A 26707-nucleotide genomic window follows, 5' to 3' on the forward strand; every position below is an offset into this window, starting at 1 on the left:
TGGCGGAGAATCCCTTTTATTGATCTGTTTATGCGCACGCAGGTGCAAAATAAAAATTAATACCCAATAGATTTCGAGATTCAGGAAGGCGGCAAGCGAGAGAATCCCGATGAGCTTACTGAAGTAAGTGATTCGGGTGATTGAACGCAGCCAACACACCTGTATCTTGAAAAATGAAGGGTATATCTATGTTACTAGTTTAGCGGGGATTTACCGGATAAAAATGGAGGAAATATGAAAGTATTGTCAGGGGTTGGGGAGTGGAGTTTACAATTCTGACATTTAAAATTGTTTTAGTTGATTGATTAAGTGAGCCGGTTCGGTTGTTAGGGCTTCATGGCTCACTTAACCTCCGACTAATAAGTACAGGTCGGAGCATTGTTTCGGTTGATAGTCGCTCAGCGACCACTTTACCTCCGTAGCCTCAACCGAGCAGGAGGGCAAGCCGGCCCTCCTGCACTTGCGGCTTGCGCGAAATATTACTGCTATTCGCAGTCCCCTCCGGCAGTCGTTGGCCTTATCGAGCCAGCGCGATTCGCTCCTGCTCAAGCGCGCTTTTCGCGGGCGTCCATGCCCGCTCACTCGGGCCATCGTCTTTGTCGGTAATATTCCTGATTGCGCTCAAGGTCAAAACCATGGTTTTAGCTTTTGATGTTTAACAGCACATTTGAGCCGCCGAGTGAAGAGTGGAGGTAGGACGCGAGGCATGGACGCCGAGCGAGGGCCGCTTGAACAGGAGTGAATCGGCCCGTTCCGTCAGCCGAAACGATGAGTAAGGGAACCCACGTAGTGGGCAGGCGATACGTGCGAAACGCGGGATTCCACAAGGGTGCGCGCCCGCACCCTTTGGCGGTTGGTTCATCGGAGATTAAGTGAACAGTGAAATTCTAACAACCGAACCCGATCACTTAATCAACATCAACATCAATATAAAAACATCACCGATATAACGTCTGCGCCCACCTCGCTAACCCGGCGGTGACGGAGCCAAAATCATTACCACCCACTAATGGAATACCCGGCAATTGCTGCTGTAATGCCGCGCGTAGTAGCGGGGAACGAGCGCTACCGCCGGTCAGGTAAATCACATCTGGAGTGACGTGGCTGGTGGCTAGCGCCAGACTGACTTGCTCTTGAATGCGTTGCAGTGGCTGGGATATGGCTTCGGCGAGCTGTTGTTGGCTGATAGTTTGCCCCAACTCTGGTTGCACAAAATCCAGTGCCGCGGCGACCTGTTGTTGCTCGGAAAGCGCAATTTTGCTCTCTTCTGCGGCCCGCACCAGGCGGTAACTTAAGCGCTGTTGATAGACTTTCAGCAGCAGCTCAACTTGCTGCGGATGAGCGGCATCACGGATCAAATCCCGCAGGAAACGGCCATTAACTGTGCTATAGAAATCGCTCTGAGCCGGAACATCATTGGTGGCAACAGCATTCCAATAGGGTAACGACGGCATCGCAATCCCTTTTTCGGTTTCGCTACCCATACCAAACAGCGGCATCAGCTGCTTGAATGCCAACATGATATCGAGATCATTCCCGCCGACACGGCAACCACTGTGGCCTAACAGGCTTTGCTGGCGATCAGCCAGACCTTGCCATTTCGGCCCCATCAGCAGCACTGAACAGTCAGTGGTCCCGCCGCCGATATCTACCACCAACACGGTTTTCTCGTTCTTGAGTGTGGCCTCAAAATCCAGCCCAGCGGCCACCGGTTCAAACTGGAAGGCGATATCGCGAAAACCAGCGCGTTGCGCGGCGCGCAGTAAAATACCTTCAGCTTGTTGGTTGGCTTCTTCACCGCCAGAACCCTGGAAGTTAACCGGGCGGCCAATCACTGTCTGGCTGATTTCAGCGGCCAAGACCGATTCTGCCTGGCGCTTGATATGGAACATCATGGCGCAGACTAAATCCTCAAACAGCGCCAACTGTTGCGGTTTTAATCCATTGGCACCCAAGAAGGATTTAGGCGATTTTACAAAGTAAACTTCTTCGGGATCTTCAATATAGTGAGCCAGCGCTGACAGGCCGAACATCACACTGTCAGCTGTCACCGGAATATCTTCTTCGCGATTGAACGCCATGGCGCGGCGTAACAGTTGCTGGTTTTCGTCACTGCCGGTTGGTACCTGCCAGTGGCGGTGCAGGCACTCACTCACGGCTTCGCGGGTAGGGGCGCACAACATAGAGGGCAAATAGACGTCATTATTTTCCAGCACCAGCAACTCGGGAGCATCATCCCGCATCACGGCAACTGAGCAGTTTGCTGTGCCGTAGTCAAATCCAATGAACATAATTGCCCCCAGGCCAAATAAAAGGGGGCGACTTTACCTTAGAGTGGTCAGTGGGGCAATCGTCAAGACAGGATATCGGGCTATTTTATCGTGCTATTTTATCGCGAAATAGCCGTTGTTAAGTACTTCAGATAAGGGTTCAGTGCGGCCAATCATTGTGCCGTCGGCTAAATCAACACCGATATCAATCAATTTACTCAAAGTCGGCGCTAATTCTACCGGGCCTGCCAGTGTAGCGATATTCGCGCGCTGTGCGGTGCCATTGATAATGGATATCAGCACTTCGTCCATTTGATTAATATGAATATGGGCGATTAATTCGCTGTTAAATTTCAGGTAATCAATGCGGTGCTCAGCTAATAATTCAAAATCATTCAGATTATGGCCAAACTCTTTCACAATGAGCTTGCAGCCTAGCTGTTGCAGTTTGGCGAGGAAGTTACCAATCGCAAACGGATATTGCAGTAATGTGGACTCATCTATCATCCAATACAGGCTTTGTGGCGGCAATAGGGTCTGTTGCACCAGTGTGAGCAGTGATTGACGGAAATCCTCTTTGAGCAGCGCCAATTCTGATAGCGGGATCGCCAGCGCCAGTCCTTTCTGATGAATGGCCTGGGCATGTTCCACTAACAATTGCTCACATATCCAACTGTCGACTTTCGGCAGCAAATTATACAACGTTGCCGCCTCCTCAAAGGCAGACTGGCTGACAAGCGGGCTTTGTGGCCGATCAATCTCGAAACTGACCTGATAGAAACACACTGACAACGGCGTTTTCGGCGGTGCGGTCGGGGTAACCTGTAGCAATAGTTGATTCCCGCTGAGAATACTTTCTACATCTTCCCGACTCAGCAATTCGTGCTGGCGAGCTAACAGCTGCTTTTGCCTCGGCTGATAGAGATAAACCTGACCACGCCCGCTGTGTTTGGCGGTATAACAGGCGATATCAGCCTGCGCCATGATTTCGCTGCGCTGGCTATTGCTGCTACTGATTTGTGTCACACCGGCACTGGCACCTATACGGTATAGCTTATCTTCCCAGTAAAAATGATACCCATTGATCATGGATACCAGACTTTGGGTGATAGCTTTGGCGTGAGGTAGGGTGCAATTGAGCATCAGTAAACCAAATTCATCACCTCCCAGCCGCGCGACACAATCACTGTTGCGCAGATGCTGGCGCATTAATTGACTGAGTTCTTTGAGCAGCGCATCACCCGCAGGGTGCCCGGCGGTGTCGTTAACCGCTTTGAAATAGTCCAGATCAAGGAAGGCCAGCGCGTGTTGTTGGTCAAAATCGATGCTTTTTTGGCTGGCGGCCTTCAACTTATTTTCAAAATTGGCGCGATTTGGCAGGCCGGTAAGGTTATCGTGAGAGGCGCTGTGGCTGAGCTTGCGCATCATCGCGCGCGACTCACCGACATCCTGGAACACCAGAACCGCCCCAACAATGGTTCCCTCCAGTGTTTTCAGTGGCGCGACAGATTCCTGAATGTCGTAATGTTGCCCGTCACGATGATGCAATACCATCGACTCATTCAGTGAGGAATAAGGGCGCTGGGTGAGACAATGTTCTATCGGATTATCAATTTCCGGCCCATCGATACCATCAGTGAGCTTAATAATATGCTGTATGGGTTGGCCCAGTGCGATGGTATTTGCCCAACCAGTCATTTTCTCTGCGACTGGATTCATAAAGGTGATTTTCATTTCCTGATCAGTACACACCACTGCCTCGCCGATGGAATCGAGCGTGATATGTAACCGCTCTTTCTCTTCATGCAGCGCTTCAGTCAGATTTCTGATTTCGGTCATATCCAGCGTGGTACCAATCAGGCGCAAAATATTGCCATTTTTGTCGCAAATCATATTGGCCTGATTACGCAAATGGACGATCTCGCCATTGGGCAGCAATAGCCTGAATTCAAGCCGGTACGGCTGACGTTGAGTGAGGGCTGCACTGTACTCACGCTTTACGCGGTTGATATCTTCCGGGTGAATGTATTGCTGCCAGACCCTTTCATCAACCGGGGTATTGAGCGGAACATGATAAAGTTCATACATCCGTTTATCCCAACTGATCAGCTGCTTTCTGATATCCAATTCCCAGATACCGATCCCACCGGCTTCGTTTGCCAGCGTGATGCGCTCCATCAGACGGCGGTTAACTATCTCGCTCTTTTTCAGATCATTAATATCTTCGACCTGCGAGATGTAATAGAGCGGCTGTTGCTCATGGTCTCGCACCACACTGACCACCAGTAGCGCCCACACCACCTCGCCATCACTGCGGATATAGCGTTTTTCCATCGAATAACTGGGGATATGACCATGATACAAATCATCAAGCAATTTCAAGTCGGCGGAGAGATCCTCCGGGTGAGTAATTTGCTGAAAAGTCAGGGTGAGTAAGGTTTCCTGCCGGTATCCCAGTAATTTACACAGTGCCTGGTTGACCTGCATCCATTTACCTTCCGGCGACACCAGAGCCATGCCGATAGCCGAGTATTCCATCGCATTGCGAAAGCGGTTTTCACTTTCAACGATATGTTCTTTTTCCATGCGAAAGGCGTGCATCACCATCGCCATAGCGTGAGGTGGAATCAGCACCATCAATAATGGAATAAAGGAAAATGCCTGTACTGATAGTTTGGTATCAACCTGAAGGGTAAACAGGTTGAAATTGATCATCATTGCAATCAGCAAGGTGGCCAGAAAACAGATAGTAAAGGTTTCAAAACGCGGCAAGCGGATGGAGGTCCAGATCAATGCCATGATGATGAAAGTAAAGGGAAATGGCAGATACATCAAACCAAGATAGCAAGCTGACAGTGACACTATCATCATCCATGTCATGTCGAACAGCGCTTTGGTTTTGTTGGTTATATTAAAATAACCCCGGCGGTACAGTAGCCCGACTGGCCCTAAAGCCAACATGCCGATGGCTTCAGACATAAACCACACCGTCAGCACTTGGGTAAAGCTGCCGTTTTGCGGCGCTAAATACCACGCCGCTGCCAGCCCACTTATCAGGGGGACGATAACCACGGTACAAATTGAGAATTTAAGCCAACTGAACAGGTTATTTAACGGATCTTTAGGTTGGAGAAATTTACGCAGTAACCAGGCGCCGGCAGCCGCTTCTGTCAGGTTTATCAATGTCAGCGGCAGCGGGAACCAACTGATTCCATATAAAATATAATTGGCGGCAACAATACATATTCCTGCGGACAATAATTGCCACGACCAATAGCGCATGGGGTGGTGGAACAGTGCCACCATCAATACTGCGGTTGGGAACCATAAAGGAGCCAGATTTTCTGATTGCTCAGAAAGGCGGATGCAAAATAATGCGAGCAAAAACACCACGATGCTGATGATAGTGATATGTAGCAGTGTTTTATTGTCAGGAGCCGGTTTTTCAGCCGCGCTGAGATCCATATAACGCCTTATTTTGCTCGCAAACATGTTGATTGTGATGGGGAAATCCATCACATAAAAATAGACCGTATTTGAAAAACGGTCATATTCAGTAGTTTAGTATAGCTAAGCATGGATGGTTGCGATTTTCTGGCTCGATGCTGAATTAATTATTTGTTTATTATAATAATTATTAAACTAAGAATAGAGTGGCGAGTCCCAGAAAAATGAAAAAGCCACCAGTATCGGTAATAGCTGTGATCATGACACTGGAACCGATTGCCGGATCTCGGCCTAAACGGGCCATGGTCATCGGGATAATGACGCCCATCAGTGCCGCCATTAACAAGTTAAGCATCATTGCCAGCGTCATCACGCCGCCCATAGCGGGATCGCCATAGAGCAGGTAGGTGACCACCCCCATAATCCCACCCCACACCAGACCATTAATCAGTGCGACACCTAGCTCTCTGAACATCAGGAAGGTCACATTACCCTGTTGGATATGGTGCAATGCCAGGGCGCGCACAATCATGGTGATGGTTTGATTACCGGTGTTACCGCCAATGCCGGCGACAATCGGCATTAATGCGGCCAATGCCACTAACTGTGAGATGGTGTCTTCAAATAATCCAATGACCCTTGAGGCGACAAACGCGGTGCAGAGATTGATGGCCAGCCATGACCAACGGGTACGAACCGCACGGCCTACAGGGGAGAACACGTCTTCTTCCGGGCTCAACCCCCCCATGCGCCTTAAGGTGGTGTCGCTCTCTTCATTGACCACGTCAACGATCTCTTCGATGGTCAAACGGCCCATCAGTTTGCCTTTCGCATCAATAACGGCGGCACTGATCAAGTCATAACGCTCAAAGGCACCTGCGGCATCTTCGGCTTTCTGTTCCGGTTGGAAAGTCGTCGGGTTGCTCTCCATTACCTCAAATACCTGGGTATCTGGTGCGTTGAGCAGGATGGCAGTTAACGGCAGTTCGCCCAGTAAGGTATTCTTGCGATCAATAACAAAGATTTTATCTGTAGCATCGGGGATATTTTTCCGATAACGCAAATAGCGCTGTACGGTGGCGAGGGTGACATCAGCCCGAACCGTCACCAGTTCGAAATCCATCATCTGACCGACAGTATCACGGCCATATTGGATAACTTCCCGTACCCGAGCGCGTTGATCCGGATCCAGTGACGTTAACAGGCGGCCCATCAAGTTACGCGGCAGGTATTCAGCCAGATAAGCCTGTTCATCGACATGCAAGGTGCGCATCGCTTTCAACAGGTCTTTATCGCTCATCTCTTTGATCAGTGTATCCCACACTGTTTCAGAGACTTCGACCAGCGTTTGACCGCGTTTCTCGTTTTTGACTAACCGCCACAATGCCAAACGTTCATCGTTGGGCAAGGCTTCGAGTAAGTCGGCAAGGTCAGCGGCGTGCAGATCGTCGAGCAGTGTTTTGATTTCTAAAGTTTGTTCAGCTAATTGCTCATCACTGAGTTTTTCCCGCTCATCCTGACGGCCAAGAATGCCATCGACTAGGGCTTTATTATTTAATAAGAGGGATAGTATTCGATTGCGTATTTCTGCCAGTTTTTTCGCGTTATTTTTAGAGGTTTTTTTGGCTGCAGCAGAAAACGAAACCGGAATGATTGGTACTGGCATAATGTGTGATGTCCGTGTATATAAAACGAGCGCATGAGTGCGAAAATCTAGGGGCTAACATCTGTCTCATGAGGGCCAGGAAGTTCACCATCCACTGACAATTCAACTCGTTGTGCTTCACGTCGCTCCTGATGATGAGAAATAGAGGCGATCCCTGCAAACAATAAGCGGCCAAATAGAATGAGAAAGCTCACCAGCAAGATGATTTTTGTTAGTTGGGTTGATGGCCGTCTCTTCATATTTACCCTTTTCTCCTGCGTCCTTGAAATTGCAGCGGTGTTAGCTGCTCTCACTCACCCGAATCACTGACTGTTAGTCGATTTTACTATAAATAAGCTCATCGGGATTTGTTCTGCTTATGTTTTGGGCGTTTCGGCCTCAGATTCGGTTTCTTCCGCTGCTTCTTCTTCAATGATTAGCTTCCAGCCAACCACATCATCCCAATAAGCCTGTTCACGTTCAAAATCCAGTTGTACCAGATTATTTTGTGCCAGGTAACCGGCTGGGAAACGTAATGTCCAATGGCTATCGTCAGTTATCAGTCGCAGAGTTTCCGGTGTGGTGGTCGATTGGCGCTGATTATTCAATAACGTGCTTAAGCGTAATAACTGAATTAACGGCAAATAATACTTTTTCTTGAACAAATTCAAGCGTGGCAACTCATCAAGCTTAATGGCTTTACGATGCATACGCACCAGGGTTGCCAGCAGCAATTGCTGCTCCTGATTGAAGCCGGGCAGATTGGTATTTTGCAATATATAGGCAGAATGGCGGTGCATCCCGCTGTGATTAATACTCAGCCCCACTTCGTGCAGCATGGCCGCCCAGTTTAGCAAGGCTTCCAGCTGCGGTTGTACCAACTTAGTATTCTGCGCCATCCATTGAGCATAAAGTTGCTCGGTGGTTTCCAGTACCCGGCGGGCTTGCTCCCGGTCAATATTGTAGTGTTCGGCCAAACTTTTAGCTGTGCGCTGACGGATATCTTGATGACGGAAACGGCCTTCCATTTCGTACAACACGCCTTCACGCAATGCACCATCAGACAGACGTAACTCTTTGATTGCTAATGCATCAAACACACCACACAAGATAGCCAAACCAGGCACAAATACCGATTGGCGATCTTCCGATAACCCCGGCAGGCTTAGTGCAGAGAAGTGTTTGTATTGCAGTACTTGCTCAACCAGCATTTCGAGGCGTTCTGGGGTGATCAACCCGTCTTTCTCGCCCATTTCCACCAATACTTCGTAGGTGGCCTTAATGGTGCCGGATGCACCCAGAGCATATTGCCAGCCTTGAATGCGGTATTGCCAGGCAAGATTTTCCAACTTTTGTGCAGCAGCCAGGCGGGCGCGTTTAAAGTTTGTCTTACTGATTTCGCCATGTGGGAAAAACTGTTGCGCAAAACTGACACACCCCATACGGCGGCTTTCAACCAGCAGAGGTTCAAAATCTTCGCCAATCACCAACTCGGTTGAACCACCACCGATATCAATCACCAGTTTACGGCCTTTCTCCGGCTGGGTATGTTCGACTCCCATGAAAATCAGACGCGCTTCTTCCTGACCCGAAATAATTTCGATCGGGTAAGGAATAACTTCGGCGGCGCGCTTGAGGAAAGTCTCTGCATTCGCCGCTTGTCGTAGTGAATGCGTCCCCACGATGCAGACATTATCGGGTGAGAAACCTTGCAAACGCTCTGCAAACAGGGCTAGGCAAGCCAGACCCCGCTCAATGGCTTCTTCACTGAGCATATTATTGCTATCCAGACCATCAGCCAGATGCACGCGCTGCTTCAGGCGCCCTAAAACCTGCAACGCGCCGTTGACGACGCGGGCAATGACCATATGAAAACTGTTAGATCCCAGGTCGATAGCAGCAATTTCTTGCGGTTTCGAGGTAATTGAATTGTTGGTTAGCGGCATAGTTTTAGCTCGATGCGTCTGGTTGTTCCAGCGCTTTTAAATAATCATAGATGGCAATCTGTGCACGTACTTTGCGCCTATTTCCACGCGGTACATAACGATTACTCAGTTCTTTATCAATATAACGGGCTTTCACCGTGTCGTTGAATAACAGCTCTAAAATATCCAGCACCCGCTGCTTTAACCTCGGGTCGAGTAATGAGACTGCCACCTCAATACGATAATCAATGTTACGGGTCATCCAGTCGGCGGAAGAGAGATAGACTAGTTTGTCGCCTTTATTCTCAAAAACGTACACCCGGTCATGCTCTAAGAAGCGATCAACAATACTGGTGACCTGAATATTATCGCTGATCCCCGGCATATTGGGGATTAACGAACACATCCCTCGCACTAATAGCCGGATTTTCACGCCCGCACTGGAGGCGCTATATAACCTATCTACCAGGCCTTTATCCACTAAATTATTTATCTTCAGGGTAATGCCGGCGCTTTCTCCCGCCTGAGCATGAATAATTTCCTGATCAATCAATTGATACAACATCAAGCGTGAGTTCTGTGGTGACACCATCAGATTATCGAACTTGACCGGGCGGTAAGGGTTTTCAATAAAGTTAAATACCCGTCGCACTTCATTGGTAATACGCGCATCAGCCGTCAGCAAAGAATAGTCGGTATAAATACGAGCTGTTTTCTCGTTAAAGTTACCGGTGCCAATATGAGCATAACGCACGATCTCCTCGCCTTCGAGCCGAGAGATTAAGAATAATTTGGCATGAATTTTCAGCCCCGGCGCGGAGAAAATAACATGCACGCCCGCGGCAGTCAGACTTTTGGCCCAATGAATATTGGCTTCTTCATCGAAACGCGCCTGTAATTCCACCACCACCGTCACTTTTTTACCATTATGAGCAGCATGGATCATTGATTCGATAATGCGTGAATCTTTGGCAACGCGGTAAATATTGATTTTAATGGCCAAAACGCTGGGGTCGAATGATGCCTGACGCAGCAATTCCAATACGTGTTCGAAGGTGTGATAAGGGTAATACAGCAGCACATCCTGTTCGCGAATGGCATCAAAACCATTGCGGAATTTATCAAACCAAATATGGCGCAGACGCGGCAAGGGTTTGTTAACCAGATTGCTTTTCCCCACATTCGGGAAGCTGATAAAGTCTTTGAAATTATGGTAACGGCCACCGGCAATGACAGAATCATCGTTAGAGATGCCCAGTTTATTGCGCAGTAACTCCACCATTTCATCAGGCATATCGCGTTGATAAACAAAACGTACTGGCTCAGCGGTCAGGCGCTGTTTTAGGCTCGACGACATCAATTCCAGCAGGCTGGATTCCATTTCAGTGACCAAATCATATTCCGCATCGCGGGTCATCTTCATGGAATAGGCATTCAGCGCGTCGTAATCAAAGAAGCCTTTAAAAATCTCATCGAGACAATACCTAAGAATATTATCAAGTAATATCATTGGCTTGCGACGGCGAGGAGCTTCCGGTGGTAAATTAACGAAGCGTGGTACTTTGTCTGAAGGTATTTCTAACAGCGCATAGGCTATTTCCTGACCACGGATAATTTCTACTGCCAGATAGGTGTAATCATCTTTTAAGAATTGCACCAAATTAGTGTCGTGGTTAATCAGAATCGGCGTGATGTGCTGGCGCAGATGCTGTTTGAAATATAGCTTTAACCAGATTTGCTGATTCTCGGAAATTTGCCGCTCATTAATCAGGAAGATTTGATTACGCGCCATTTCCAGCAATAGATCGTTATAAAGCCCGTCAAATTCTTGATCGGCTTTCACCACTTTACTTTGGATTTTTTTCAGCAAATGGCGAGAGGTGACGGCTGAGCCTTGCTCCTCGCTAATTAAAATGCGCCGTTTCAGATCGGCGAAACGGACTTTATAAAATTCGTCGAGATTATTGGAGTAAATGCCAAGAAATCGCATCCGCTCGATAAGTGGATTGCTCTTATCCGCCGCTTCCTGCAATACCCGTTCATTAAAAGATAACCAACTGAGTTCTTTTTCGGTGTAGAGCTTTTCCTGACCCATTGCAACTCCAGTAAGATTATTGTGGGAGTATTTAGTGTCCTCAATCATTATTGCGAAAGATTGACAAGAAAGTCCAACAGATATCACGAGTTAACGTTGTTGGTTAAAAACTCCTACATTGTCATGCAAACGCCACAAAACTGACATAAGATGCTCGGTCATCTGGCGGTATATCTATTATAGATAGGCGCTGGCTTGATAACATAGGCGACATATAGCGTAAGGGCATGGGGCAAGCAAAGATTATGCAGCAAGCGGGCGTAGTAACACTATCAGGGAGAGATAAGCGCCGGGCTGTCATTGAACGTCTGGTGCTTATGTTAGTGACGGGCAGTGGCCTGTTGGTTCTGCTGACCTTAATGCTAATTTTCGTCTATTTATTGTACGCCGTTCTGCCTCTATTTAAGCCCGCATCCATCAATTTGCATCATCAGTTTGCCGTGAATCGTAGTGCGCCGACGCTTGCTATGGGAGCTGATGCCCAAGGGCTGGTAGGGTATCGCATTGATGATAAGGGCAGAGGCTATTTCATTCGGCTGGATAAGCTGGGTGAATCTCCTGCTGGAAGCCTTATCAGTGAGCACCCGCTATCGCCCCCACCGCTATCAATCAGTCGTGCTGCGGGGGCACAATCTTTATATGGCATTGGCCTGAGCAATGGTCGTTTTATTCTGCTGCAACCCGATTTTTCAGCGACACCGCCCCGCTGGCAATTTCCGCTGGGTGAGCAGCCGCGTTTTCTGGATTTGACCGGCCAAAACCTGAGTCATTTGGTGTTGGCTGAACCGCAACCCCAACATTTTTCTATTGCCGCTACTACCGCAGATGGTCGTCTGATGGCCGGGATGTTTACTGCTCAAGGGCAGCAGGTCACCGAACTGACGGATGTCCCCAAGACCATTGAGCAACTGTTATTGTCACTCGACGGGCACCTGCTCTATCTGTTATCCGGCCATCAGGTGTCTATCTACCAATTTGGCGCTGAACTGACATTACGAGAAGTGGTTTCTTTGCAAGATGACAAACACCCGTCGGAAGGGCCATTGCACCTTTCTTTATTAGCGGGAGGAAAGTCACTGTTGGTTCAATCGCCGGACGGTGCTGTCACGCAATGGTTTGATGTACCTAAAGGGCCAGACAACCAATATCATTTGACGCGAATTCGCAGCTTTACGCCTGCAGGTAAGGGCTTACTAACCACTGAAAACACGCGGCGGGTGTTTGCTTCACTATCCCCTCAAGGCGAGCTATCACTGTTCTCGAGTATCCAGTCAGAACCACTATTACAGCATAAACTGGTGGCGGGAATGACTCATGCCGCATTCTCCCCTTGGGGCGATAACTTGCTGATCGAGAATGCTGCCGGTTGGACTACCTATCAATTAGACAATCGCTACCCTGACATCAATTGGCGCAGCCTATGGCAGCGGGTGTGGTATGAGAATTACCCCGAACCGGCCTATGTTTGGCAATCAAGCTCGGCACAAGAGAGCTATCAAGCCAAATTTAGTCTGATACCGATAATATTCGGCACCTTAAAAGCCGCAGGCTACGCCATGTTATTCGCTGTACCTTTGGCATTGGCTGGTGCCATTTATACGGCTTATTTTATGTCGGCGGGCCTAAGGCGAATAGTTAAACCGACGATTGAGATGATGGGGGCCTTTCCGACGGTGGTGATTGGTTTGATTGCCGGTATTTGGCTGGCTCCGGTTATCGAACAGTACTTGACCGGTATTTTATTGTTGCCCCCCTTGCTGGCATTGATGATTTTATTATGTGGCTGGGGTAGCGCTCGATTGGCGGCAAAAACGCCACGCCAGTTGCCTGCGGGCTGGGATGTCATTATTTTGCTGCCGGTCATTTTATTGACTGGCTGGCTGGCACTTTGGTTGGGGCCAAAACTGGCGATAGCGGTGTTGGGAGTGCCGTTGCATGAATGGTTGGGTGATAATTATGACCAGCGCAATGCCTTAGTAGTGGGGGTTGCCATGGGCTTTGCCCTGATCCCTGTCATTTTCTCGCTGGCCGAAGATGCACTATTTAGCGTGCCGCCATCACTGAGTCAGGGCTCTCTGGCGCTGGGGGCGACCCCGTGGCAAACCCTAATTCGCGTGGTACTGCCTTCAGCTTATGCCGGTATTTTTTCCGCATTAATGATTGGTTTTGGCCGCGCAGTAGGGGAAACCATGATTGTGCTGATGGCGACCGGCAATACACCGATTATCGATGGCAGCATTTTCCAGGGGTTACGGGCGATGGCCGCTAATATTGCCATTGAAATGCCGGAGGCGGTGATGGGCAGTGGCCATTATCGGGTACTGTTCTTGACGGCATTAGTGTTGTTTTGTTTCACATTTTTAGTCAATACACTCGCTGAGTCCATTCGCTTGCGGTTACGTGAACGCTATCAAATGGAGCAGATTGTCTGATGATTGGCTTCACTAAAAAATGGTTTGCTTCCGGTTCGCCGTGGATCTGGCTGACGGCTGGGGCGGTGAGTATCAGCTTGCTGGCCTTGCTGGGTGTGGTTTTATTGTTGGCGGGGCAGGGGATGCGCTATTTTTGGCCCAGTCCGGTTTACGTTTTTGAACTCAAACAAACCGCCGCCGGCCCTGTCCGGGTGATAGGTGAAATTTATCAGCAGCAGTCTATCCCACGCGAACAACTAGAGCAGGCAGGTATTATGTTACCGCCTGAAGCGGGTGAAACTGTGACCCGTTATCTGATTAAGACGGGTAATCGTGAGATACAAGGGCAAGATTTTCATCGCTTGCTGGACACTGATATTCAACAACGCAGCCAGCCCAAAGATTTATTGGTGTTAGACCGCCACATTAATGGTACGGCATACGGATTTCTGGCTGGAATGCTGGATAACGGTCAGCCGGTGGTGGGCGATAATTTAGCTCAGGAACTGCAAAAACGTATTCCGGTGATACAAGCGCTGGTCAGGCAGTCCAAAGATATTCAGTTCCGTCAGATGAACATGCTGAATCAACAGTTCGAAGCATTGCGGCTACAGAAAAAACGCCTGCAAATGAGCGGTAATTTTGATGGCAAAGCGCAAGACCGCATTGAAGCCGAGTGGGGCGAACTCCAGCGCAGCCATCAGGCGATGATGGAGAAATTACGCGGCTTACAAAGCGACCAAAGCCGTTACACTCTGCTGTTGCGCGATATGAATGGGCAAGTTCATCCACTGCCACTGAGCCAAATCAACCGTGCCTGGTACCCCAATGATATGAGTCTCGGGCAGAAACTACGCCATTTCGCGGTACAAACACATAAGTTTCTGACAGATAACCCGCGCAACGCCAATACTGAAGGTGGGGTGTTCCCGGCTATTTTTGGCACGGTGCTGATGGTGATCCTGATGTCTATTGTGGTCATGCCATTGGGGGTGATTGCCGCGGTTTACTTACATGAATATGCAGGGAAAAACTGGCTGACTCGGATGATTCGTATTTCCGTGGTGAATTTAGCTGGTGTACCGTCCATTGTTTATGGGGTGTTTGGCCTCGGTTTCTTTGTCTATTTTATCGGTGGCTCACTGGATAAACTGTTTTATCCCGAAGCTTTGCCTAACCCGACATTTGGTACGCCGGGCGTGCTATGGGCGGCGTTAACGCTGGCTTTATTGACATTGCCGGTGGTGATTGTTGCTACTGAGGAGGGGTTATCGCGCATTCCGGCCAGCTTGCGGCAGGGGTCATTGGCGCTAGGGGCCAGTAAAGCCGAGACACTGTGGCATATTGTGTTGCCGATGGCTGCCCCGGCGATGATAACCGGGTTGATTTTGGCGGTAGCGCGAGCCGCAGGGGAAACGGCTCCCTTGATGTTGGTGGGAGTAGTGAAATCAGCGCCATTATTGCCAGTAGACGGCGTTTTCCCATTCCTGCATTTAGAACGTAAATTTATGCATTTAAGCTTTCAGATATACGATATGGCATTCCAAAGCCCCAATGTAGAAGCTGCCCGGCCATTAGTCTTTGCCACTGCGCTACTGCTGGTGATTATTGTGGTAGGTCTTAATTTAGCCGCTATTGGTATTCGCCATCATCTGCGCGAAAAATACCGTGGTTTAATGCTGTGACTGAACTTTTTAACCCGCAGGATGAGATATGGGACTTTTGATGCCAGATTCGCTGCCACTGTTAGATGTGCAGCAATTGACCCACGAGCAAACTGCATTAGCGGTCGAAAAGCTCAATTTATTTTATGGCGATAAACAGGTGCTGCATGATATTTCCTTTAATGTCCCCAGGCACCGTGTTACTGCGCTAATTGGCCCTTCCGGTTGCGGTAAATCAACCTTGTTGCGCTGTTTTAATCGCATGAATGATTTGCTGGATAACTGCCGCCTTGAGGGCCAGATTCGGCTGGGTAACCAAGTGATTACCGAGAAAACCACCGATGTGGCGGCATTGCGTCGGCGGGTCGGCATGGTCTTCCAGCGGCCGAATCCCTTCCCAAAATCTATTTATGAGAATGTGGTTTATGGCCTGCGTTTGCAGGGGATCCGCGATAGGCGAGTACTGGATGATGCCGTCGAGCGCTCATTACGCGCTGCTGCCTTGTGGCACGAAGTCAAAGATCGATTGCGTGAAAATGCCTTTCGCCTCTCCAGTGGTCAACAGCAGCGCTTAGTGATAGCCCGGGCTATTGCCATTGAGCCGGAAGTGTTATTGCTCGATGAGCCAACCTCGGCGTTAGATCCTATTTCGACATTAACCATCGAAGAGCTGATTACCGAGTTAAAACAGCAATATACCGTGGTGTTAGTGACCCATAATATGCAGCAGGCGGCCAGGGTTTCAGATTACACCGCGTTTATCCATCAAGGCGCGCTGGTGGAATATAACGCTACCGATGCGTTATTTACTTCACCACATCAGCGGCGTACGGAAGACTATATTACCGGGCGCTATGGTTGACCATTGAGTAATAGCGAACCACTTTTCTAAGGTGTTCGCTTTATTTATCAATTGCGATTTAAGTTTATACTTTCATGTGTCGCTCGTTATTTTGGTGACTATTGAATGGAAGCGTTAAGTGAAAGAGCTATTGATAACTCAGCCTGATTTTATGGAGACATTTAGCTGTGTCGGTTCAGCTTGCCGAGAGCACTGCTGCAAAGGCCAGAGTGTCACGCTTGATAGAAATCGTTATCAAAAATATATTAAAAGCCCTTATGCAGATATTAAACGCATTGCCATTAACCAGATTTCCGTTACCCAAGCCAGCCTTGCTTCTTGGGCTAACATCCACCCTGATAACCAGGGGAATTGTCCATTTCTTGATGAACAACAGTTATGTCAAATTCACAAACATGCAGGCCCTAATGCACTGAGTAACAGTTGTGCGACTTACCCCCGCGTCGAGCATATTTATAAAAATCAGAAAATCAAAAGTATGTCGCTTTCTTGTCCAGAAGTGACGCGGAAAGTCTTATTTTCTCCTGAAGCATTAATATTGCGATTTTCGACTATCCATCAATATGATTATTACAAAGCACCAGATATTGTTATTGATGAGCGACTGGCTAACCGTGCTTGTGCAGCTATTGTCGCGGCAAGTCAGCAACAAACTATTGAAGAAAGCTTGTGGGCAATAAATAATTTTTTACAGGCATTTCCTGTCAGCTATGATGTTAATAAAAATAAAATGATTGAAATAGATAATCTGAGAACTGAGTTAGCAGCTGAAATAACATCAGGGAAAGCAGTAGAGTCATTAACGACAGTAAATTATGCACCAGCACTTCGCCACGAGCTATTGCATCACTTTGGTGATTTAATTATGCAGTTATCTGATGTTCGGGGGAAAAAGGTTTTGGCCGTTTATGCTAAAACCCTATTAGATAATTCCCCAGATAAAAAGATTGCATCTCCAAATCGTGAACAACCATTAAGTGATGCCTGGCACCAGATTGCATTGCCATTTTTTGCTGAGCATCCGTCAGTATTGCGTAATTATTTTCTATATCGAATTCATCACGACCAATTAGCAATGGGAGAAAAGCCAGCACTCGCTACGTTTAATTTACAGGTTATTGATTATTTTTATTTAAAATTATTGATTAGTGCCCATGCAGCTAAATATGGATTTTTAACAAAAGATAACATTATTGATATTTTCTATTCTTATCATGCTTGTCGTGAGTCAACAGATGGCTTAAGTCTGTTGTTTACACAAAAATTGCGAGCATTGGCAACCAGAGAGGATTTTTCTTCCCTATCACTTTTGGTCTAAAATAGTGAATATGATTTAAGTTGGCAATAAGTTGTGTCGCTTGTTATTTATAATTATCGATATAATAGGCTATCTTTAGTGAAAGAGTTACAGATTATTCAACCACAATTTGTGGAGCATTTTAGCTGCGTGGGCTCAGCTTGTCGTGATCATTGCTGCAATGGCTGGGATATCAGCATTGATAAAAATACATACCGAAAATATAAAAACAGCCAAAACCAAGCAATTAGAAATATAGCAATCAAGAATATTTCTGTTACGCGGACTAGCCAGTCGGATTGGGCTAAAATACGCCTCAAAGAAGATGGCAATTGCCCCTATCTGGATGAAGCCCGTTTATGTGAGGTTCATAAGCGGCTGGGGGGCGAAGCACTCAGTAAAATTTGCACAACATATCCTCGTAGTAGTTATTCCTATAAGGGGGAGAAATTCAATACATTGACACTCTCCTGTCCAGAAGTGGCCCGATTAGTCTTATTTGATCCTAATGCATTTAATATGCATGAAGAGACAGTGAAGCAACAACAAAATTTTAATGATATAGAAATTAATACTGAAGGGCGGTTGATTAATTATTATTGCAATCAATTAGTTCTCATTCCTGGCGAAAATGTTGAAGAAAATATTTATGCAATTAATATTTTCATTCATTGCTGCCAAGATATCGATAAGACAGACGACGATAGAGAAGAGATAATATCAGCACTATATGAGACTATCCGTGACAAGTTAGTCTCGGGGGATATTAAGCAGAAAATGGCAATGATCCCGTTTAATGCTAATGTACGCTGGCATTTTTTAATGATATTTCAACGACGCACTGTCAGTGCTTTAAAAACCCGAGGTCAAAAGACACTCTTTAATTATATGGCTTTTTTGATTCATCATTTGATGAATGAAGTGGATGTTAATCAGTTAGACGCGCGTATGGCAATGCTGAGTTCCACCTGGAGTGACAAGGTTATGCCATTACTTAATCAATATCCGCATATTTTACGTAATTTATTTCAGTATTGTTTCTATCACAATCAGTTTGCCATTAAAAAACCTGAGAATATGGGAAAGGATTTTTATGGCTATTCCATTGATTTCTTTATTATCAAATCAGTAATCAGTGCTTTTGTTATCTATAACGGTACTCTGAGTGAAGATGATATTATCAATATCATCTATTCATATAATATCTTTAGAATTCATAACAGCAATTCACAGGATTTGTTGCTGGCGAATATAGATAAGATCAATGAGAGTGATCATATTACTTTACTGGATTTACTGAATTAGATGTTGGGGTCTGGTGACCCCAATATAATCAAATACTCTTTATCGATGGTGTCTTATATTTAGCCAAATATTGCGGCTGGAAAATGCACATGCGGATTACTGTGCGATACTCACCATTGATAAAGAACTCTTGTTTCAATTCACCTTCGATTTCAAAGCCTAATTTTGTATAAATATGAATGGCTTTCTCATTTTCTTTATCCACAATTAAATACAGTTTGTACAGATTCAGGACAGAAAAACCGTATTCCATTGCTAGTCGTGCAGCCGAACCGGCAAAACCTTTACCTTGATGGGCTGGGTCGATAATAATTTGAAACTCAGCGCGGCGGTGAATGTGGTTAATTTCGACTAACTCAACCAGACCCACTTTGGTGCCCTGGCTTTCAATAATAAAGCGGCGCTCGCTCTGATCATGGATATGTTTATCATACAAATCAGACAGTTCGACGAAAGCCTCATAAGGCTCTTCAAACCAATAACGCATAACACTGGCATTGTTATCTAACTGATGGACAAACGGCAGATCATCCCGTTCCAGAGGGCGTAACCGGACGCTGCTAGTGGTTGACATGCTTATTCCTCATATGACGACAGCGGTTGCTGCCCTAAAAATTATACTATTAGCACAAGGGGTAAGCACTGGGGAATTAAAAAAGGCGCTCACCTTAAAATGGCAGCGCCTTTAACCAATATTCATTAACTTGTTTCACTCAGCCGCATAACCTTGTGCGGGTAAGCGTTTATCATCCAGCCAGGCGGTATTATCACGCATTGCCAGACGGCCATCAGTAAACCAGCCGACCACTAACGGATAAATGCTGTGCTCTTGAGTTTGCACTCTCGAAATTATATCCGCTTCGCTATCATCACTAAAGATCGGGACTTTAGCTTGCAGGATGACCGGGCCGCCATCCAATTCTTCTGTGACAAAATGCACTGAGGTACCGTGTTCCTGGTCGCCGTTTTCCAATGCTTGACGATGGGTATGCAAGCCTGGGTATTTCGGCAGCAGCGAGGGATGAATATTCAACATCCGGCCAGCATAATGCTGAACAAATTCCGGGCTGAGAATGCGCATATAACCCGCCAACACCAGCAAATCAGGTTGATACTGATCAATGGCTTGCGCTAATGCTAAATCAAAACTGGCGCGATCGGCATAAGCCTTGGCATCCAGAGCATGATGCGCAATACCCGCCAGCTCAGCTCGCTTTAGCCCATAAGCATCAGGATTATTACTGAAAACAGCACTAATCTCGCCTGAAATACGCCCTTGTTGTTGGGCGTCTATCAGTGCCTGTAAATTACTGCCTTGGCCTGAGACCAATACCACTATCTTTTTCATAATACCCTTCGTACTTGAAGTTGCAGTGGAATTATCAATATTACGGATTGATAATGACTTGCTCTGCGCCATCAGTCGCCGCAGCGATAACACCGATTTTCCAGGCTTTTTCACCGGATGCGGTTAGCAATTCAACCGCTTTGTCTGCCAGTTCAGCGGGGAGCGCAACAACCATGCCGACGCCGCAGTTAAAGGTACGGTACATTTCGTGGCGGCTGACATTACCCGTCTCTTGCAACCAGCTAAACACCGCGGGCCACTGCCAGCTAGCTTCATCAATCACTGCCTGAGTCCCTTGTGGCAACACGCGTGGGATATTCTCCCAGAAGCCACCACCGGTCAGGTGAGCAATCGCATGAATATCAAGTTGTTCAATCAAGCTAAGAATTGATTTTACGTAAATTTTGGTCGGTTCCAGCAGATGGTCGGCCAGAGATTTGCCATCCAATTGGGTCTGTTCTGGGTTGGTTTGACTGACTTCCAGAATTTTACGCACCAAAGAGTAGCCGTTAGAGTGCGGGCCACTGGCCCCTAACGCCACCAGTGCATCACCTGGCGCGACTTTGCTGCCGTCGATAATTTCAGATTTTTCGACCACGCCAACACAGAAACCGGCAACGTCGTAATCTTCACCATGGTACATCCCCGGCATTTCGGCCGTTTCACCCCCGACCAGCGCACAACCTGATTGTTTGCACCCTTCGGCAATCCCGGTAATCACACTGGCAGCAGTATCCACATCCAGTTTACCGGTGGCAAAGTAGTCAAGGAAGAACAGCGGCTCTGCGCCTTGAACCACCAGGTCGTTAACACACATAGCGACTAAATCGATACCGATGGTATCGTGACGTTTCAGGTCCATCGCCAGACGCAGCTTGGTGCCGACGCCGTCGGTGCCTGAAACCAAGATAGGTTCACGGTATTTTTGTGGCAAAGCGCAGAGGGCACCGAAGCCGCCCAATCCACCCATCACTTCTGGGCGACGAGTCTGTTTAACCACACCTTTTATGCGATCAACAAGGTCATTGCCGGCATCAATATCTACACCTGCGTCTTTATAGCTGAGAGAGGTTTTGTTGGTCACTGCGAGGTCCCCACTGCGGTTGGCTGTTTGAGCTTAGGAAGAAAACGCGACAATTCTAACAGCGGAGGCAAACGTTTGCGAGTAGCTTGTGATATCACTCCGATTTTTAGCTTTCTTGACTTAATAATGATTTTCTATTGATCTGAATCAGGCTATTCATTGTGGCGTTCAAAAAAAAAGGCGGTATAATCTCGCGATTTTTTTGGCCGCCAGTCGCCTAACCAGGAGAAAAATAATGAAGATCGTTGAGGTGAAACACCCGCTAGTAAAACATAAACTTGGTTTGATGCGTGAGAATGATATCAGTACGAAGCGTTTTCGCGAGTTAGCGTCTGAAGTGGGGAGTTTGCTGACTTACGTGGCAACCGCCGATCTGGAAACTGAAAAAGTCACCATCGAGGGTTGGAACGGGCCGGTTGAGATTGAACAGATTAAAGGTAAGAAAATTACTGTAGTCCCTATTCTGCGTGCTGGTTTGGGCATGATGGAAGGGGTATTGGAAAATGTACCTAGTGCGCGCATCAGTGTGGTGGGTGTCTATCGTGATGAAGAAACCCTAAAACCTGTCCCTTACTTCCAGAAGCTGGTATCAAATATCGATGAGCGCATGGCGCTGGTGGTTGATCCGATGCTGGCAACCGGTGGTTCGATGATTGCAACCATTGATTTGCTCAAGAAAGCGGGTTGTAAGAGTATAAAGGTACTGGTATTGGTCGCCGCTCCTGAAGGTATCAAAGCGCTGGAAGCCGCTCACCCAGATGTCGAGCTGTACACCGCTTCCATCGATCAAGGCCTGAACGAACACGGCTACATTATCCCTGGATTGGGTGATGCCGGCGATAAGATTTTCGGAACCAAATAATTGATGATAGCCGACTCGATAGTCGGCTTTTTTTTGAATAATTTTTAGCATTCAACACCACAACCTATAACTTTCATTAGAGGATAGAGAAAATGAGCCGTCGCACCATTGGCGTCAGCGAGCGCCCACCGCTGCTCCAGACGATCCCCCTGAGTTTCCAACATTTGTTCGCAATGTTTGGTGCCACTGTTTTAGTTCCTATTCTGTTTAAAATTAACCCGGCGACGGTGCTGCTGTTTAACGGCATCGGAACCTTGCTTTACTTATTCATTTGTAAGGGAAAAATCCCTGCTTATCTGGGTTCCAGTTTTGCCTTTATTTCACCAGTATTGCTATTGCTGCCATTGGGTTACGAAGTCGCCTTGGGCGGTTTTATCATGTGCGGTGTGTTGTTCTGTCTGGTGGCGTTGATTGTAAAAAAAGCCGGTACCGGTTGGTTGAATGTGTTGTTCCCGCCTGCGGCAATGGGGGCGATTGTTGCGGTTATCGGCCTTGAATTGGCTGGCGTGGCTGCGGGAATGGCGGGGCTGTTGCCTGCCGAAGGGGTGACAGTCGATTCCACCACCATCATCATTTCAATGGTGACCTTAGGGGTGACCATTCTGGGGTCAGTGTTATTCCGTGGTTTCTTTGCCATTATCCCTATTCTGATTGGTGTGCTGGTCGGTTATGCCTTGTCATTCGTGATGGGGGTGGTTGATTTGACTCCTATTCGTGAGGCCCACTGGTTTGCCTTGCCGACATTCTATACTCCACGTTTTGAGTGGTTTGCCATTCTGACCATCTTGCCAGCGGCATTGGTGGTGATTGCCGAGCATATTGGGCATTTGGTGGTCACAGCAAATATTGTGAAAAAAGATTTGATTCGTGACCCTGGCCTACACCGTTCGATGTTTGCTAATGGTATTTCGACGGTTATTTCTGGTTTCTTCGGTTCGACACCAAATACCACTTATGGTGAAAATATCGGCGTTATGGCGATCACCCGTGTTTACAGTACCTGGGTTATCGGTGGTGCGGCGATTCTGGCGATTATGCTCTCTTGTATCGGTAAATTGGCTGCTGCAATTCAGGCGGTGCCAGTGCCGGTTATGGGGGGCGTCTCACTGCTGCTGTACGGGGTTATTGCTGCGTCAGGTATTCGCGTGTTGATCGAGTCAAAAGTTGACTATAACAAAGCACAAAACCTGATCTTAACCTCCGTCATCCTGATAATTGGGGTGAGCGGTGCGAAAGTGAACATTGGTGCAACTGAGTTGAAAGGCATGGCACTGGCGACAGTAGTGGGTATCGGCCTGAGCCTGTTGTTCAAAGTGATTAGCTTAATCCGCACCGAAGAAGAAATTATCGAGGCGACGGAAGACGAGCCTGCGCTTAAGTAAAAGTGATATCTGGCCGAGCCATACTTGCAGGTTCGGCCAGTTTTTCACCTTATACCCGTCATACTTCAAGCTGCATGTGCGTTGGCTACGTTCAATCACCCGAATCACTTACAACACAGTAAGCTCATCGGGACTCTCTCACTTGCCGCCTTCCCGCAACTCGAATTATTTAGGGTATAGGCCAGGTTTTTATGCTGTTATGGTTTTTTGTGGTAAGCTTGCCACGTTTTCCCGCCCGTTTTGTTGGTTGAGGTGCTTCTGAATACGCCGGCACAGCTTTCACTGCCACTCTATCTTCCCGATGATGAAACTTTTGCCAGTTTTTATCCGGGGGAGAACCCGTCCCTATTAGCTGCGATCCAGTCCGCTGTTCATCAGCCTCATGGCAGTTATATCTATTTTTGGTCGCGCGAAGGCGGTGGCCGCAGTCATCTGTTGCATGCAGCTTGCGCCGAGTTATCACAAAAAGGTGAGGCGGTGGGGTATGTTCCGCTGGATAAACGCGCATACTTCGTGCCGGAAGTGCTGGATGGCATGGAGCAATTGGCCCTGGTTTGTATTGATAATATTGAGTGTATTGCTGGTGACGAGCAGTGGGAGATGGCGATGTTTAATCTCTATAACCGCATTGTGGAAACCGGCCGTACCCGTTTATTGATCACCGGCGATCGTCCGCCACGGCAGTTAAATCTTGGTTTGCCTGATCTGGCCTCTCGGCTTGATTGGGGGCAAATCTATAAATTGCAGCCCTTGTCAGATGATGAAAAATTGCAGGCTTTGCAATTGCGCGCCAAATTACGCGGCTTTGAATTACCGGAAGATGTGGGTCGTTTTTTGTTAAAACGCCTCGATCGAGAAATGCGCACTTTATTTATGACGTTAGATCAGCTTGATCGAGCCTCCATTACTGCGCAGCGCAAACTGACTATCCCCTTTGTGAAAGAGATCCTCAGCCTTTAATACCCCGCGTTCTTATGACGCAGGGCATGATTCCATTCAGGCAATGACTACAAAATCTCGAGTACCTGCTCTGGTGGGCGGCCAATGCGCGCTTTGCCGTGATAAACCACGATGGGACGCTCGATAAGCTTGGGATTATTACTCATGGCTTGCAGCAATTGCTCTTGCGTTAGCGCTTTATCCGCCAGATTCAGCTCCTTATAAAGCTCTTCTTTGGTGCGCATCAACTGCCGGGCGTCACTGAAACCCAACTGTTGCAGTAATTCTTTTAACGTTGCTACTGAGGGCGGAGTATCCAGATATAATACCACCTGCGGTTTAATGCCTTGTTGCTCAACTAATGCGAGTGTTTCCCGGCTTTTGGAGCAACGCGGATTGTGATAAATCGTGACGTCTTTCATAGTAACTTTCCTTAGGACTTCTGGTATTTGCGGAAGCGTTCATTCAATTGGCGCAACTGGTCAATTCGGGCATCATAGCGAGCCTGTTCCAAACTCCCTAGTTTCACCCGCGCACTGGCATCACTCAGTAAGCCGATGGCTTGAGTTAATTTGCCACTCAATGCCAGGCTTTCCGCGCGCGCAGCCAGTTCCTGATCGCGCAGGCCTAGTGCTGCTGCGGCTTGCGCCAGTAAATCCCAACCGTTAGGATCATTCGGATAGCGGAATGTGTAGTTACGCAATATTTTGATCGCCGCCGCTGGTTGCGCGCCCTGAACATAGGCGTTGGCCAAATTCAGCAGTAACACCGGGTCATTATTTTGTTTAGCGGTTGCTGCTTGCAGCCGGCTAATGGCACTGGCCGCTTTGTTTTGCCCCAAATCGATATCTGTCATCAAATCGAGGAACCACACATTGCCCGGCTGTTGGGTTAACAGCGGTTGTAACTGATTGCGGGCTTCATCGTACTTTTTGGCTTGATACAACAAAATAGCCTGGCCATATTTGGCGGCCAGTTGTTCGCGTGTAGTGCCTTTGCTCAACGTCTCAAGCAGATCGGGTGTCAGGCTGTTTTCGTTTGAACCATACATACCCAGAATACGAACTTTAGCGAACAAGTAATCTTGCGACGAGGCAATCGGGTGCGGCTTCATCTGATTAGCACGGTTACGTGCATCAGATAGACGACTATCGGGTAATGGGTGGGTCAGTAGCATTTCCGGCGGTTTGGATGCATATCGCGACTGATCGGCCAGTTTTTGCAGGAAATTAGGCATGGCTTGTGGATCAAACCCTGATCGCTGTAGCACTTGAATGCCAATTCGGTCGGCCTCTTGCTCATTGCCCTGCGTAAAGCTGATGATACCCTGCTGAGCACCAGCCAGTGTACCACTTAAACCCGCCATACCTGCTTGTGGACTGGCCATTGTCAGCAGGATAGACCCTAATACACCAACCCATGTCAGTGGTGCCATACGTTGCTGTTCTTCCATCGCTCGCGCCAGGTGGCGTTGAGTGACATGAGAGATTTCATGAGCTAATACGGAGGCCAGTTCGCTTTCGTTTTCTGTATAGCGGAATAGGGCTGAGTGGAGCACCACATTGCCGCCAAAGAATGCAAAGGCGTTAATTTGATCGTTATTCACCAAATAGAAATGGAATGGTGTGCGCACTGAGTAAGCATTTGCGACTAAGCGGTTACCCAACGAATTGATGTATTGTGTCAATAATGGGTCATAAATCAGTGGGGCGCTGGCACGCATTTGGCGGACATAAAAATCCCCCATAGCTTTTTCCTGATCGATACTCAAGGTTGCACCTGCTGAGGTGCCGATATCGGGCAGCAGATCTTGTGTCTGTGTGTCAGCATTGACAGGTATAGGGCCAGTGAGCAGTAAGCTGCTGAGCAGTGTGGCGATCACCGTCTTACTTATCCGGCCTGTTTTATTGAACCGACCTGTTTTATTTAACTGATATGTCATAAACGAGATTGCCCCTACTGATGTAATGACAATTAGACTCCGAGATGTGTAAGAGTTCTTCTTCCTTGCACTGCTCTCCAGTACAATCATCACGAAAGCGAGTTAGATCACAAAAATAGTATTAAATAGGTCAAAGGCTAAGCTCATCATCCTTAACTGAGGCTCGCAGCTATCTTAGTCAGCCTATAGATATAAAGAAATAGTTATATAAAGGAATGGCGGCTAGGGC

The 26707-nt window shown here is 47.6% G+C and carries 19 protein-coding genes; 8 read left to right on the forward strand and 11 right to left on the reverse strand.

All coding sequences use genetic code 11. The features are described 5' to 3' along the window. Nucleotides 1-938: 938 nt before the first annotated feature. The 6 genes from yegD to ppk1 form a co-directional block, all read right to left on the reverse strand. Nucleotides 939-2291, reverse strand: coding sequence for a molecular chaperone (gene yegD, locus QSV56_RS11770; protein ID WP_019081788.1), 1353 nt, complete (start codon nucleotides 2289-2291; stop codon nucleotides 939-941). Nucleotides 2292-2384: 93 nt separating this feature from the next. Continuing rightward, complete coding sequence (locus QSV56_RS11775; protein ID WP_050298642.1) at nucleotides 2385-5735, reverse strand: diguanylate cyclase; 3351 nt, start codon at nucleotides 5733-5735, stop codon at nucleotides 2385-2387. A gap of 172 nt (nucleotides 5736-5907) precedes the next feature. Continuing rightward, nucleotides 5908-7383 carry a magnesium transporter gene (mgtE, locus tag QSV56_RS11780; RefSeq protein WP_005162151.1) on the reverse strand — a complete coding sequence of 492 codons (1476 nt, stop codon included), beginning with the start codon at nucleotides 7381-7383 and terminating at the stop codon, nucleotides 5908-5910. A gap of 47 nt (nucleotides 7384-7430) precedes the next feature. Next, a complete protein-coding gene (locus QSV56_RS11785; RefSeq protein WP_011815811.1) occupies nucleotides 7431-7622 on the reverse strand; it encodes a YfgG family protein in 192 nt (63 codons plus the stop codon). A gap of 117 nt (nucleotides 7623-7739) precedes the next feature. After that, nucleotides 7740-9308, reverse strand: a complete 1569-nt coding sequence (gene ppx / locus QSV56_RS11790; protein ID WP_050335466.1) for an exopolyphosphatase — start codon at nucleotides 9306-9308, stop codon at nucleotides 7740-7742. 4 nt (nucleotides 9309-9312) lie between these two features. Continuing rightward, nucleotides 9313-11382, reverse strand: coding sequence for a polyphosphate kinase 1 (gene ppk1, locus QSV56_RS11795; protein WP_019081785.1), 2070 nt, complete (start codon nucleotides 11380-11382; stop codon nucleotides 9313-9315). 245 nt (nucleotides 11383-11627) lie between these two features. On the opposite strand from ppk1, the gene QSV56_RS11800 reads away from it, so the two are divergent. The 5 genes from QSV56_RS11800 (at nucleotide 11628) to fliB (QSV56_RS11820) (ending at nucleotide 18921) form a co-directional block, all read left to right on the forward strand. Then, nucleotides 11628-13814 carry an ABC transporter permease subunit gene (locus QSV56_RS11800; RefSeq protein ID WP_301212522.1) on the forward strand — a complete coding sequence of 729 codons (2187 nt, stop codon included), beginning with the start codon at nucleotides 11628-11630 and terminating at the stop codon, nucleotides 13812-13814. After that, nucleotides 13814-15478 (forward strand): phosphate ABC transporter permease PstA, encoded by a 1665-nt coding sequence (gene pstA / locus QSV56_RS11805; RefSeq protein WP_046050454.1) that lies wholly within the window; start codon nucleotides 13814-13816, stop codon nucleotides 15476-15478. Before QSV56_RS11800 ends, pstA begins: the two co-directional genes overlap by 1 nt. 28 nt (nucleotides 15479-15506) lie before the next feature. Continuing rightward, on the forward strand, nucleotides 15507-16319 hold the full coding sequence (gene pstB, locus QSV56_RS11810) for a phosphate ABC transporter ATP-binding protein PstB (RefSeq protein ID WP_019081782.1): 813 nt from the start codon (nucleotides 15507-15509) through the stop codon (nucleotides 16317-16319). A 118-nt stretch (nucleotides 16320-16437) separates the two neighbouring features. After that, entirely contained in the window at nucleotides 16438-17637 is a 1200-nt protein-coding gene (gene fliB / locus QSV56_RS11815) for a flagellin lysine-N-methylase (protein WP_046694704.1), read from the forward strand. Nucleotides 17638-17715: 78 nt separating this feature from the next. After that, the gene (fliB, locus tag QSV56_RS11820; protein ID WP_046694705.1) at nucleotides 17716-18921 is read left to right on the forward strand and encodes a flagellin lysine-N-methylase; all 1206 of its coding nucleotides are present in this window, start codon (nucleotides 17716-17718) and stop codon (nucleotides 18919-18921) included. A gap of 28 nt (nucleotides 18922-18949) precedes the next feature. On the opposite strand, the gene speG is transcribed toward fliB (QSV56_RS11820), so the two are convergent. From speG to purM, 3 genes are all read right to left on the reverse strand, one after another. Next, the gene (gene speG / locus QSV56_RS11825) at nucleotides 18950-19495 is read right to left on the reverse strand and encodes a spermidine N1-acetyltransferase (protein WP_005162143.1); all 546 of its coding nucleotides are present in this window, start codon (nucleotides 19493-19495) and stop codon (nucleotides 18950-18952) included. A gap of 135 nt (nucleotides 19496-19630) precedes the next feature. Continuing rightward, on the reverse strand, nucleotides 19631-20269 hold the full coding sequence (purN, locus tag QSV56_RS11830) for a phosphoribosylglycinamide formyltransferase (RefSeq protein ID WP_019083683.1): 639 nt from the start codon (nucleotides 20267-20269) through the stop codon (nucleotides 19631-19633). Nucleotides 20270-20309: 40 nt separating this feature from the next. After that, nucleotides 20310-21353 carry a phosphoribosylformylglycinamidine cyclo-ligase gene (gene purM, locus QSV56_RS11835; RefSeq protein WP_019081779.1) on the reverse strand — a complete coding sequence of 348 codons (1044 nt, stop codon included), beginning with the start codon at nucleotides 21351-21353 and terminating at the stop codon, nucleotides 20310-20312. 235 nt (nucleotides 21354-21588) lie between these two features. Here purM and upp point away from each other — a divergent pair, with 235 nt between their 5' ends. From upp to hda, 3 genes are all read left to right on the forward strand, one after another. Beyond that, entirely contained in the window at nucleotides 21589-22215 is a 627-nt protein-coding gene (upp, locus tag QSV56_RS11840; RefSeq protein ID WP_005162121.1) for a uracil phosphoribosyltransferase, read from the forward strand. A gap of 92 nt (nucleotides 22216-22307) precedes the next feature. Continuing rightward, on the forward strand, nucleotides 22308-23597 hold the full coding sequence (gene uraA, locus QSV56_RS11845; protein WP_005172384.1) for a uracil permease: 1290 nt from the start codon (nucleotides 22308-22310) through the stop codon (nucleotides 23595-23597). Between the two features lie 252 nt (nucleotides 23598-23849). Beyond that, nucleotides 23850-24557: a DnaA inactivator Hda gene (gene hda / locus QSV56_RS11850; RefSeq protein WP_032901279.1), complete on the forward strand. Its 708-nt coding sequence runs from the start codon at nucleotides 23850-23852 to the stop codon at nucleotides 24555-24557. A gap of 47 nt (nucleotides 24558-24604) precedes the next feature. Here hda and arsC read toward each other — a convergent pair whose 3' ends face one another. Both arsC and QSV56_RS11860 read right to left on the reverse strand, forming a co-directional pair. Next, a complete protein-coding gene (gene arsC / locus QSV56_RS11855) occupies nucleotides 24605-24958 on the reverse strand; it encodes an arsenate reductase (glutaredoxin) (protein ID WP_019081777.1) in 354 nt (117 codons plus the stop codon). A gap of 11 nt (nucleotides 24959-24969) precedes the next feature. Next, on the reverse strand, nucleotides 24970-26478 hold the full coding sequence (locus QSV56_RS11860; RefSeq protein ID WP_046050455.1) for a M48 family metallopeptidase: 1509 nt from the start codon (nucleotides 26476-26478) through the stop codon (nucleotides 24970-24972). Between the last annotated feature and the right edge of the window lie 229 nt (nucleotides 26479-26707).

The organism is Yersinia sp. 22-579 (assembly GCF_030433455.1).
Taxonomy (GTDB): domain Bacteria; phylum Pseudomonadota; class Gammaproteobacteria; order Enterobacterales; family Enterobacteriaceae; genus Yersinia; species Yersinia enterocolitica.

What these genes read in the sequence shown, in the direction of transcription:
- yegD (WP_019081788.1), bottom strand. Translation starts at nt 2,291, where the DNA reads ATGTTCATTGGATTTGACTACGGCACAGCAAACTGCTCAGTTGCCGTG.
- QSV56_RS11775 (WP_050298642.1), bottom strand. Translation starts at nt 5,735, where the DNA reads ATGGATCTCAGCGCGGCTGAAAAACCGGCTCCTGACAATAAAACACTG.
- mgtE (WP_005162151.1), bottom strand. Translation starts at nt 7,383, where the DNA reads ATGCCAGTACCAATCATTCCGGTTTCGTTTTCTGCTGCAGCCAAAAAA.
- QSV56_RS11785 (WP_011815811.1), bottom strand. Translation starts at nt 7,622, where the DNA reads ATGAAGAGACGGCCATCAACCCAACTAACAAAAATCATCTTGCTGGTG.
- ppx (WP_050335466.1), bottom strand. Translation starts at nt 9,308, where the DNA reads ATGCCGCTAACCAACAATTCAATTACCTCGAAACCGCAAGAAATTGCT.
- ppk1 (WP_019081785.1), bottom strand. Translation starts at nt 11,382, where the DNA reads ATGGGTCAGGAAAAGCTCTACACCGAAAAAGAACTCAGTTGGTTATCT.
- QSV56_RS11800 (WP_301212522.1), top strand. Translation starts at nt 11,628, where the DNA reads ATGCAGCAAGCGGGCGTAGTAACACTATCAGGGAGAGATAAGCGCCGG.
- pstA (WP_046050454.1), top strand. Translation starts at nt 13,814, where the DNA reads ATGATTGGCTTCACTAAAAAATGGTTTGCTTCCGGTTCGCCGTGGATC.
- pstB (WP_019081782.1), top strand. Translation starts at nt 15,507, where the DNA reads ATGGGACTTTTGATGCCAGATTCGCTGCCACTGTTAGATGTGCAGCAA.
- speG (WP_005162143.1), bottom strand. Translation starts at nt 19,495, where the DNA reads ATGTCAACCACTAGCAGCGTCCGGTTACGCCCTCTGGAACGGGATGAT.
- purN (WP_019083683.1), bottom strand. Translation starts at nt 20,269, where the DNA reads ATGAAAAAGATAGTGGTATTGGTCTCAGGCCAAGGCAGTAATTTACAG.
- upp (WP_005162121.1), top strand. Translation starts at nt 21,589, where the DNA reads ATGAAGATCGTTGAGGTGAAACACCCGCTAGTAAAACATAAACTTGGT.
- uraA (WP_005172384.1), top strand. Translation starts at nt 22,308, where the DNA reads ATGAGCCGTCGCACCATTGGCGTCAGCGAGCGCCCACCGCTGCTCCAG.
- arsC (WP_019081777.1), bottom strand. Translation starts at nt 24,958, where the DNA reads ATGAAAGACGTCACGATTTATCACAATCCGCGTTGCTCCAAAAGCCGG.
- QSV56_RS11860 (WP_046050455.1), bottom strand. Translation starts at nt 26,478, where the DNA reads ATGACATATCAGTTAAATAAAACAGGTCGGTTCAATAAAACAGGCCGG.